This is a genomic window from Prevotellamassilia timonensis (assembly GCF_021531665.1).
GTDB lineage: Bacteria > Bacteroidota > Bacteroidia > Bacteroidales > Bacteroidaceae > Alloprevotella.
In genome coordinates, this window is sequence record NZ_JADYUH010000001.1 from 97738 (window position 1) to 109281 (window position 11544).

Annotated in this window: 8 protein-coding genes; 7 read left to right on the forward strand and 1 reads right to left on the reverse strand. The window is 52.2% G+C overall.

Annotated features, from left to right (window positions below):
• Positions 1–38 precede the first annotated feature (38 nt).
• From I6E40_RS00400 to I6E40_RS00430, 7 genes are all read left to right on the forward strand, one after another.
• Positions 39–434, forward strand: coding sequence for an acyl-CoA thioesterase (locus I6E40_RS00400; protein ID WP_235384868.1), 396 nt, complete (start codon positions 39–41; stop codon positions 432–434).
• Entirely contained in the window at positions 431–1534 is a 1104-nt protein-coding gene (gene dprA, locus I6E40_RS00405) for a DNA-processing protein DprA (protein WP_235384869.1), read from the forward strand. The genes I6E40_RS00400 and dprA overlap by 4 nt, the downstream gene beginning before the upstream one ends.
• A gap of 1516 nt (positions 1535–3050) precedes the next feature.
• On the forward strand, positions 3051–4844 hold the full coding sequence (locus I6E40_RS00410) for a DEAD/DEAH box helicase (RefSeq protein WP_235384870.1): 1794 nt from the start codon (positions 3051–3053) through the stop codon (positions 4842–4844).
• Positions 4845–4962: 118 nt separating this feature from the next.
• Entirely contained in the window at positions 4963–5649 is a 687-nt protein-coding gene (locus I6E40_RS00415) for an outer membrane beta-barrel protein (RefSeq protein ID WP_235384871.1), read from the forward strand.
• Positions 5650–5753: 104 nt separating this feature from the next.
• Positions 5754–6968 (forward strand): CHASE2 domain-containing protein, encoded by a 1215-nt coding sequence (locus I6E40_RS00420; RefSeq protein ID WP_235384872.1) that lies wholly within the window; start codon positions 5754–5756, stop codon positions 6966–6968.
• Between the two features lie 71 nt (positions 6969–7039).
• On the forward strand, positions 7040–7504 hold the full coding sequence (locus I6E40_RS00425) for a hypothetical protein (RefSeq protein ID WP_235384873.1): 465 nt from the start codon (positions 7040–7042) through the stop codon (positions 7502–7504).
• Between the two features lie 114 nt (positions 7505–7618).
• Positions 7619–11035 carry a CHAT domain-containing tetratricopeptide repeat protein gene (locus tag I6E40_RS00430; protein ID WP_235384874.1) on the forward strand — a complete coding sequence of 1139 codons (3417 nt, stop codon included), beginning with the start codon at positions 7619–7621 and terminating at the stop codon, positions 11033–11035.
• A gap of 136 nt (positions 11036–11171) precedes the next feature.
• Here the strand turns inward: I6E40_RS00430 and I6E40_RS00435 are convergent, their stop codons facing one another.
• Positions 11172–11372: a hypothetical protein gene (locus I6E40_RS00435; RefSeq protein ID WP_235384875.1), complete on the reverse strand. Its 201-nt coding sequence runs from the start codon at positions 11370–11372 to the stop codon at positions 11172–11174.
• Positions 11373–11544: the final 172 nt, after the last annotated feature.

Genomic DNA, 11544 nt, shown 5'->3' on the forward strand with positions numbered 1-11544 from the left:
TGAATAACAAGAGAATAAATACAAATAACCATTTGAGTATGCCAAAGTATATTTACAGTCTGCAGATGAAAGTCCGCGACTATGAATGCGATTTACAGGGTATTGTGAACAATGCCAACTATCAGCACTACACGGAACACACCCGTCACGAGTTTTTGCTCTCGCGCGGCGTCAGTTTCGCGGCACTTCATGAAAAAGGGATTGATGCGGTGGTGGCTCGCATGCAACTTCAGTTCAAGACTCCGCTGCGCAGTGGTGACCTTTTCGAGTCCCGTTTGGCGTTGCGCCGTGAGGGCATCAAGTATGTCTTCCAGCAAGACATCTATCGTCTTCCCGATGAAAAAGTCGTGTTGAAATCCGTGGTGGAAGCCGTGTGTCTTGTTCAGGGGAAAATGGGTCATTGTCAGGAATTAGACCGGTTGATTGAAGAATGATGGAAACACTTGCCTCTTTGACCCTCTATTTCCTTCAAGGTCTTTCGGGAAAGGATGCCCTCAAGCTGTTGAACCACTACGGTTCCGCCGAGAAGGTGCTGGCAGATGCCGGGAACGAGTTCCCGCAACTGCGTGACCGTTGTTTTTCCGGCGGTGCGCTGAGCCTGGCGCGTCAGAAAGCAGAAAAAGAGTTAGCGCTTTGCGAAAAGCGAGGCATCAAAGTCTTGCCCTATCTTTCGGAGGACTATCCTCAACTTTTGAGAGAGGAAAACATCGCCGATGCCCCGCCCGTCCTTTTTTATTCCGGAAAATGCGCTCTGCAACGCCGCCGCATGCTGAGCATTGTCGGAACGCGTCAAATGACGGACTACGGCAAGGACTTCATTGAACGCTTCATGGCTGATTTGGCGCGCTTGCGTCCGGATTTGCTCATTGTGAGCGGTTTGGCTTATGGTGTGGATATATGTGCTCATCGCGCTGCGCTGAAAAACGGACTGGAGACTTTGGCAGTTTTGGCTCACGGTTTGGACCGCGTCTATCCCTCCTTGCATCGGCACACCGCCAACGAGATGGTGGAGCACGGTGGACTTTTGACGGAATATCCGATGGGCAGTACGCCGGAAAGAATACATTTTGTGGCTCGAAATCGCATTGTGGCAGGCATGAGTGCCGGGACGCTTGTTGTGGAGAGTGCCGCGCATGGCGGCGGATTGATTACGGCAGATCTCGCTTTTGGCTATGCGCGGGAGGTGATGGCTGTTCCCGGTCGGGTGGGGGATGCCTATTCCGAAGGCTGTTTGCGTTTGGTGCAGCAGCAGAAAGCAAGTCTTGTCACCTCTGCCGAAGATGTGTTGAACGTCCTCGGTTGGAAACCGGAGGAGCCAGCGAAGGTTAGTCAGCCGACGCTTTTTCCCGTCTATACTGCCGCACAGGAAAAACTGCTTGAACTCCTTTCTTCTGCCGAAACCATGAGTCTGGACGAACTGGTTCGGGCGACTGACATGAGCATTGCACAAATCAGCGATGACCTCTTCACGCTGGAAGACATGGGTGTCGTACGGCGCGTTCCGGGAAACCGCTACCGGAGTGTCAGCCTCTGACTTTAGTTTCTGACAGAACGACGCGAAGTTCCACGTCGCATTTTGTTTTCCACACCTAAGGCGGTTTTTCGGTTTTAACACTTCTTGCTTTTGGCGACGAAAAGTATTATATTTGTATAGAGATATGGGAGGAGCCTCGGCTCCCCCCTTTTTTTGTCACTTTCCCTTTAAAATCGGGGTTTTTAGGAGCGCTTCCGGGAAAAATTTGCCTTCCTCTAGTTTTTCTTTGCCTTCCTCTAGTTTAAATTAGGGGAAGGCAAAGAAAAATTATGCGCCGAGTAGGCAAAATTGGGAGGCGGAAAGTGTTCCCGAAAGTTAAAAATGTTAATGTCGAATCGCTGAAAAATGGCTTAAAATTGTTGGTTTTTTGGCGGAACTTCTCGACTAAGAGACTAAGAGAGGAAGAGTCAAAGGGACTAAGAGTCAAAAAGACTAAGAGACAAAGAGTCAAAAAGACTAAGAGACAAAGAGACAAAGGGACAAAGAGTCAAAGGGACTAAGAGAGGAAGAGACGAAGGGCGAAAGGACCGTTTTTTGAAACATTAATGTCCATGAATTTGATTCATTAAAAAGCCGGTAATTTGTTTTGGAACACGAATTGTTCACAATTTGTTCAGAATTAATGAGACAATTAATGGGCATTAATGGAGAAAGAATTTTTGTTTTGGAAGACGAAACGTGCGAATGCTCAGAAATTAATGAGACATTTAATGAGACATTTAATGAGACAATTAATGGGCATTAATGGAGAAACATTTCTTGCTAGGAGCGCACCCAGTTAAAACTAGGAGCGCACCCAGTTAAAACTAGGAGCGCACCTAAGAAAAACTAGGAGCGCACCTAAGAAAAACTAGGAGCGCACCTAATTTTGCAAGGAGCGCACCCTTTTTGAAAAAAAGTGCGATGAAAACGGCGATTTTTGCCTTTTCCGCCCAATGAGCCCAAAAGTGCGATGAAAACGGCGTTTTTTGCTTTTTTCGCCCAACCCTACATGTCCGCTTTTCTATCATTCCAACCCTACACACTGCGCCGCGCAACCCTACACAATGAAGGGTTTTGTGTAGGATTTTCAGACCAAACCCTACACACTTAACGTTGCTGATAATCAAAGTGTAAGCCTGTTTTGTGTAGGGTTTGCAGAGAATGTATGTAGCCCTTGAAAAACGTATAGGAACTGAAGGGTGAGAATGCGCGTTTGCGCGCGAATCCTCTTTCATTGGGCTGCTCGGAGAATTTATGTCATCAAGGTCATTCAAAAATGGCTTGCGCGTTGTCGGTATTGCTTCTGAGCGCGCTCTTTGGTTTATCTCGTCAGTCGCGTAGTTCGCCATGCTCTTTCCTTCGCTTTCAAAGGTTCGTTTCTTCGAATCCTGGCCTTGACTTAACCCAATTTTCAGTCCTCCCTTCAATGAAAGAGCCGTGGCGAAAGACACGCTTTCGTAAGAAATAGAGCGTATTACTTAAAATAATGTAATATATTTGCACCCCAGCAACCTTCCTTAAACTGAGAAATAGTTTGAAAACATTTGAAGAATTAGGCGTGTCGGAAGAAATCCGTCGTGCCATTGAAGAGATGGGATATGAGTCTCCCATGCCTGTGCAAGAAGAGGTCATCCCTTATTTATTGGGCGTCGGTAATGACGTCATTGCCTTGGCGCAGACCGGAACAGGAAAAACCGCTGCTTTCGGTCTTCCCGTTTTGCAGAAGATACGGACGGACGACAAGCGCACGCAGGCTGTCATTCTGAGTCCGACGCGTGAACTTTGTTTGCAAATTGCAGGAGACTTGAAAGACTACTCTCGCTACATTGACCATCTGCATGTCGTTGCGGTCTATGGTGGCAGTAGCATTGAAAGTCAAATTCGCAACTTGAAGAAAGGCGCTCAGGTCATCGTGGCGACACCGGGTCGTTTGATTGATTTGATGCACCGCGGCGTGGCACGCCTGGATGCCGTTGAAAACGTCGTGCTGGACGAAGCCGATGAAATGCTGAACATGGGTTTCTCCGAGAGCATTGACGAAATCCTTGCCGGCGTGCCCGAAGAAAGAAACACGCTCCTCTTTTCTGCCACCATGGGAAAAGAAATTGAGCGCATCGCCAAAAACTACCTCCGAGACTATAAGGAAATTGTCGTCGGCTCGCGAAACGAAGGTGCTGAAAACGTCAACCACATCTACTATCTCGTCCAAGCCAAAGACAAATATGTCGCCTTGAAGCGAGTGGTGGACTATTTCCCCAGAATCTACGCCATCATCTTTTGCCGCACGAGAATGGAAACGCAGGAAGTGGCGGACCATCTCATTCGTGACGGCTACAATGCAGAATCTTTGCACGGCGAACTCTCGCAGCAACAGCGCGACCTGACGATGCAGAAGTTCCGCAATCACCACGTGCAACTTCTCGTTGCCACCGACGTGGCAGCGCGCGGCTTGGACGTGGAGGATCTCACTCACGTCATCAACTACGGCTTGCCCGACGATGTGGAGAACTACACCCACCGCTCCGGACGAACGGGACGTGCCGGCAAGCGAGGCACCAGCATTTCCATCATTCACTTGCGTGAGAAGGGAAAGGTGCGCACCATCGAGCGCGTCATCGGCAAGAAGTTTGAAGCAGGCGTGTTGCCCGAGCCGCAGGAAATCTGCACCAAGCAACTCTACAAGGTTATGGATGAATTGGAGCGCACCGAGGTCAATGAGACGGAGATTGCTCCCTTCCTGCCCGAAGTCTTCCGCAAGTTGGAATGGCTGAGCAAGGAAGACCTTGTGAAGCGTGTGGTCAGTCGTGAGTTCGGACGCTTTTTGGAATACTATGCCAACGCGCCGGTCATTGAGCAGCCGGAAGAACGCACGAAAGGTCGGGGAAAGGGGAAGGATGCCTCAGAAGGCGGTTCGCGCCGTTCGCGTCAAACTTCCGGACCACGCCGCGCCGAAGAAGGCTACACCCGTCTTTTCATCAACCTTGGCAAGCGCGACAATTTCTACGCTCGTGAAATCATCAACCTGGTCAATCGTCATGTCCGCGGGTCCAAGATTGACATCGGGCGCATCGACCTCACCACCAACTGCTCCTTCTTTGAGGTGCCTTCCAACCAGGTGGAAGAGGTGATGGTCAAGATGAAGCGTGCCAAGGTCGGTGACCGCAAGGTGGTCATTGATTTTGCCGACCGGGAAGACGGCGGCGGAAAGAAAGGAAAAGGGCGCGGCGGTCGCACCTTTGCGGAAGTCGCCGATTCCCGTCGCATGAAAAACGCGTGGAAGAAAGAAAAGAAGATGCGGAAGGACGACTGGCAGAAGTTTTTTGAATAGTTCTTTTCCGCGGCGTTTTTGAATCGTTCCTTTGGGGCGCGTGGTTTTGCGCTGCGAGACTCTCCGAAAAGTTTGAGTTTGCGCGGTGAGACTTTTTCCTTATGATAGAATTTGAATCATGAAGTCAATCTTTTTAAATAGGTGGTTCCGCTTCGTCGCTGTGGGTTTCCTGCTGTGGGCTTCAGCGTCTTCGCTCGGTGCGCAGAACGTGCTGTTCCGTGTGGGTGGTGGTTTCGCTTCTCACTATGGTCCGGCGAAGGTGGTCGGTGCATATAAAATAGGTATAGGCTATGAGTGGGAGTTTGACCAGCATTGGTCGGTCACTCCTTCGCTCAATCTCTACGGCAAGGGGTGGCGCCAGCCCGACCGTCCGGTGCGCGTTTTGGACGAGGACGGCAATCAGGTCTTTGACGAAGAGACCGGAGACCCGGTGGTGGGTGTCAAATCACAGCGCACCTCTGCCAACTATTTGGAGTTGCCCGTGATGTTCTCCTACTATCTTCGCCTCGCTCCTTCCCGCTATGTCGTCTTCTCCGCCGGTCCCTATGTCGCTTGTGGTTTGTTCGGCAAGCAGGAGACCAAGGGCGACACCGAGCGTCCCGGCGCCGAAAAGATGTTCTATGAGCATCAGACCTTTGGGCGTGCCGGCGTTCGCCGCATGGATGCCGGATTGCAAGTCTTCTCCGGCTATCAGTTCCCCGCCGGCGTTTGCATCGGAGTGGAAGCCGATTTTGGTTTCATCCCCACTCGAAAGAATGGCGAGAAGAATGTCAGTGCCCTCATTTCTTTGTCCTATAAACTCTGAGCCTCTGTCCCTTTAGAACAGTCATTTCTTTTTCCTATAAACTCTGAGCCTTATTCCCTTTAGAACACAGTCCCTAAAGTTTTCAATTCCTTATTTATAGATATATGTGGAAGAACTTTTTTCGTGTGTTGTTTCATCGTGAACATTTGATTATTTCCGGCGGAGCGATACTGTTGATTCTTTTCTGCTATTTTGTGTCGCTCAACATCTCCTTCCTCAGTCCCGTGGCTCGTGCCATCAAAGACTTTTCCATGTCGGATCTTTACTATCAGATGTGTTGGTCGGACGAGGAGGTGGAAGAGAGTGAACTCGTCACGCTGGTGGACATCACCAAGCAACACACTCGCGGCGAACTTGCCTCCACGGTGGAGCAAGTCAATCGTTGCAATCCGCGCACGGTGGTGCTTGACGTCATCTTTGAAGGCGTGAAGGACGATTTGGCGGGCAACGACAGTTTGGTCAGTGCCCTCTCCGCCAATCCTTCCACCACGGTGGTGGCAGCCAAACTCATTGACTATCAGGACTCGCTTCAGAGTTTTCGAGGCAAGGTCAGTTCCTTCTTCATGGATGAGTTTCCTTTGATGGAGGGCTATTCCAACGTGATGAGCAACCACACCGCTTCGACCGTTCGCGAGATGTCCGTCAATCGGAAACTTCGGGGTGAGCCGGTCTATTCTTTGGCGGCGCGCAGTTACATGGTGGCTTTGGGAGACTCCGTGCAGGCGTTTCCCGGTTTTTCCGAGGACCGCTTGATTAATTTCAAACCGCTTCGCTTCCCTGTGGTTTCAAGCGATTCCATTCTTCAGCACCGCGATTTGATTCAGGACCGCATTGTGCTGATTGGTGCGTTGAAGGAAGAAGCCGACATGCACTACACGCCCATCGGCAAGATGCCCGGTCCGGAAGTGCAGGCGTTTTCCGTGCAGACCTTGTTGGACCAGCGCGACATTCAGGTGGTGCCCGAGTGGCTGTTGATGTTGCTTGCCTTCTTGGCGTGCTACATCACCCAGCTCTTGCAGTATGCCGTCGGCGTCTTTATCGGGCGTCGCACCGACACGCTCAGTGTTTTCCTTTCCGGCTCCTTCCTTTTCTTGCGTTTTGTCACCTTCTCTTGGTTGGCGCTCTTGGCGTTCTTGGGTTTTGTGCTCTATTTCCGCTTCAACGTCTATCTTGCCATGACTTGGATTTTCGCGCCTGTCATGTTGGTGGCTGAGGCTCGTGCCATCTATGCCGCTGTCGTCAAGAGCATGTGCTACAATCACAGTCAGGTGAAGTGGCTCGAGAAGTCTTTATATAAGGTGAGCAAACCAGAATCATAAACGGAGCAAACATCCGAAACCAACTTATCTTCACTCTTCATTCAGTCTTCATTTCAAACACAGTTTTTATCATGAAAAAACTTCTGACCCTTCTTTTCTTCGGCATCGTTTTTTCTTGTTCGATGCTTCAGGCACAGTCCTACACCGTCTTCTCTCTCCGAGGCGAGGTCAAGACCATCAAAGGAAAGAGCAGTTCCAATGTCAAATTGCGTGCGGAACTGACGCCCGAGACCGTGATTTCCGTTCCCACCTCAGGACGCATCATTCTGCTGGACTGTGCCGGCAGCAAACTCTACACCATCAGCCGTCCTTGCCAAGGCAGCATCAAAGAACTGATTGCTCAAAACGGTCAGGTGCAGGTGAAGTCTCTTTCCAAGCAATATTTGGGTTATATCCTTCGTCAGATGTCCGGCAAGGGCGTCATAGAGACCCGTACCTGCTACATGGACCGCACCGCCAGCGTCTATCGTGGTGAGAAAGAAGATTCCACGGCGACGGACTCCACCATCATCATTGAGAACGGAGGGGCGAACTGAGCTTAACTTTTTCTTCAGAAGGCTCTTACCCCTTTACAGCGCTCCTGCGATGGCGGGGGCGTTTCCGTTTTTCCTCCTCTTTCCTTCTCTTTCATTTTTTGCTTCCTCTTTTCCATGTTTCGTTTTCTCCTTCTCTTGTTCTGTCTGAACGTTTCTTTTGTCTTCGCCCAGCAGACGCTGACGTTTGATCAGGAAAAGAAACGCTATGAGCGTCTTGCCGTCACCTTTGAGAATGCCGACAACGCCTATCGTACCGGTCGTATTCAGTCCGCCGACAGTCTCAGCCGCTCCTATTGCGAGCAGTGTCTCGCTTTGGACACTGCCACCTTGCATCACAGTTTCAACTATGCCTGCATGCTGGAGGTGCAGGCGCACTATGCCGCCTACTGTCGTCTTTTCGACAAAGCGATTGAGATGGAAAACCGTGTCATTGCCCTTCGTTGTGAACTGCTGTCCGACCAAGAAGCCGTGTCCTACGGTGTTCGGGAGTTCCTTGGTGTCAGCTACAACGAGCAGGGACTCTTCCATTCCTACAAGGGAGACTATGCCGGCGCCATCGAGTTCGGTTCCCTGGCGGTGGAGACGTTTGAAGCCTATGGCTTGCAAAAGTCAAACCACTATCCCGTCGCGCTGAACAACCTCGCCGCCTACCACAGTTCTCGAGCCGAGAAGGGGGACTATGAGAAAGCGATTGAAATGGGAGAACGTGCCTTGTCCATTCTCAAGAAAAACACGCCCGCCTATGCCGCTGCGCTCAACTCCCTCATCGTCTATTACTCTCAGGCAGGAAAGAACGCGCAGGCAGAACAGACTGCTCAGCAGGCGCTGAAGGCAGTGGCGAAAATCTACGGGGGCGGAAGTTCGGAATATGCCGTGCTCCTTTCGAACCTCTCCGTGCAATATGCCTCCATGAACCGCTACGACCGCGCCGTTGAGTATGGCATCCTCTCGCGAGACCTCTACCGTGCCAACGCCGATACCCTTTCGCTGCCCTACGCTCGTCTGCTGACCAATCTCGCCGCCTTCCATTCCAATTTTGAGAACCACGAAGAGAGCATCGCCTTGCTCACCGAAGCCCTGCCCATCATCGGAAGCATCGAGGGGGAAGGACATGTGGACTATGTGCGCTGCCGTGCCGACCTCTCCGCTGCCTACAACAAACTTGGCGACAGCCAAAAGGCGGAAGAAGTGAGCCGCGCCTCGGGAGGACTGACCGTCGAAGCGGTGTCGGGGACCACGGACCGGAGAATGGCATACGCGCTCAGCAAGGAAGCAGGCGTACAAGCCGCAGCAGGAAACTTCGAGCGAGCTTGTGAGTTGGAGAGTCAGGCGGGCGAGGTGTTCCGTGAGTATGGCGACAGCCTTTCCATGGCGAACTCCTTCATCCTCCGTTCGGGCTATTTGAATCGAATGCGGCGCTACGAGGAGGCGCTTGAACTGGTGCAACGCGCCATGCCCATCTTGAAACGCAACGGGGGCGTCGCTTTACTGCCGCAAGCCTACAACAACCTCTCCATCATCCACCATTACCATGGCGACAGGGAGAAGGCATGCGAAGCAGCCCTCCTTGCCATCGATGCCTACCGCGAGCAGGGAGACACGCTTTCTTCCTTCTATGCCAAGGCACTCGCCAACCTCTCCCTCTATCTCTCCCTGCAGGACAGTCTCTCTCTCGCACTCTCCACCACCGTCCGAGCCATCCGGGTGATGCAGAACGTGCTGGGAGAGAACCACCCCGACAATGCACCGCTTTTCTTCAACGCTGCACACTATAGCAACCTCCTCCATGACTCTCTTGCCGTGGCGGAATTCTATCACAAAGCGCTGCGCATCCAGAATCAAACCATCCGAAACAGTTTCTCTCACAAAACAGCCCACGAAAGAGAAACCTATTGGAACACGAAAAACTATCTCTACCGCGTCGCACCGACGTTTGCCTTCATGAATCCGCGCTGCGACAGTCTCATCGCCGACGCCTACGACGCCAAACTCTTCACCAACGGACTCCTTCTCAATTCCGAAATCAACTTCCGAAAATTGCTCCTGCAGGTGAAGGACTCGGTCATGTTGGAGAAATACAATCGCCTTGACCTCCTCCGACGAGAAATTGAAGCGTGGCAGCAGGAAAACGCGTCAGAGTCCGCCGAACGTCTTGCTGCCGCTGAGGCAGAAGCGGAGCAGTTGGAAAAGGAACTCGTGGTCGGATGCAAGGAGTATGGTGACTTCATGACGAATCTCAGCACCGGTTGGCGCGACGTGGCTGCTTCTCTTTCCGAAAACGACCTCGCCGTGGAATTTGTCTCGCTCCACGTCGGTGGGTTGGGGGAGACCTACGCCGCCCTCATGCTCCGAAAAGACGCTCCTTGCCCCGTCATGCGCATTCTCTTCAGCGACCACGACCTCCGAAAACTGCGCTACGGCAATGCAGACTTCTTTGCCGCCATGAAAACGCATAAAGGTTTGAATGCAATCTATCGGGACACGCTTCTCACACGCCTCGTCTGGCAGCCCGTCTTGGACTATATGCCCAACGTCCGCCGCATCTATTTCTCGCCCTCCGGTTTGCTGCATCAGTTCGCCATTGAATGCTTGCCCCTTGACAGCACACAAGTCATGAGTGACCTTTATGCTTGCCACCGACTGTCCTCGACAGCGCGTCTTTGCGAGAAACGCAGTGAGGAGAACGCGCTTCACCGTGCCGCCGTCTTCGGCGGGTTGGACTACAACACCGACCTTGCCACCCTCATCGCTCTCCGCGAACGGCGCGAATGGGAAGAGGAAGAGCGTTTCATCTCCAGTCTTGCAGACGATGAGGCGTTTGACCTCGCTGCCCTCGAACCGACCGACTCGCTCCTCACCCGCAGCGGCTACGGCTATCTGCCCGGCACGCTCACAGAGGCGGAACAAATCGGAGAACTCCTCATGCAGGAGAACGTACCGACGCTCATGCGCTTGGGACAATCCGGCACCGAAGAATCGTTCAAAGCGCTCGGCGGACGTGACTACTCGCTCATTCACATCGCCACCCACGGCTTCTACCACACCGTCTCCTCCGCCTCCGCCGGTGGGGCGCAAACTGCCTCGGGCGACGAGCAGGGAAGCAGCGATAGCGGATTGAACTCTTGTGGCTTGCTCCTCTCCGGCGCAAACACCATCCTCGCCGAGAAAAACCGTCCGCATGAAGTGGAGGACGGCGTGCTCACCGCTCGTGAGATTTCCACGTTGGACCTCCGCAAGGTGGATTTGGTGGTGCTTTCCGCCTGCAAGACCGGTGTCGGCGAAGTGCGCGAAGACGGCGTCTTCGGCTTGCAGCGTGGTTTCAAGAAGGCGGGTGTTCGTTCTTTGATTATGAGCCTTTGGGACGTGAATGACGCTGCCACGCAGCAGATGATGTCGAGCTTCTATGAAGGGCTCACGCAGGGGCTCAGCCTCCATGGCGCGTTCAGCAAAGCGCGCCGAGAGATGCGCCAAAACGGTTTTGATGACCCCGTGTCTTGGGCGGCGTTCGTCATCTTGGACGGTATGGACTGAGGAGGCGGAGACAAAGCACCTTCTGTCCGGGGTTGTTCTGAAAAGCCCCTTTTGTTCATTATACCCTGTTTTGGGTATTGCCCCCGTGTTGCATTCCCCCTACCTTTGCATCGAGTTAAGTTAGAAAATTTGATTGTTAGAAAGACGTCGGCTGCAGGTTTGCCATCCTGCAGCCGACGTCGTCGGTTGACACCCTTTCGGCACGTGCAAAATGGATGACTGCCGACGCCGTCGGTTGGTGGGCGAGGTTTACCAAAGGAAACATGGTTTGCTTGAAGTGGGGCATCGCATCTGAGTCTGCATCAGGGAAGAGCCTCGCCTCGTTTTCCAACATCATTTCCCTCCAGCCTTTTACCCTCAAAAAAACGTTGTTTGTTAAATCATTTGGCTTTATGTGCATTTTTCGTGGAGTTTTTTTGCACGTACTAAAAAATAAACTTTACCTTTGCCGCGTATATTCGGTGAAAAATGTGCGAAGAATGCTAATCGCATCTTCCAAATCGGATGTA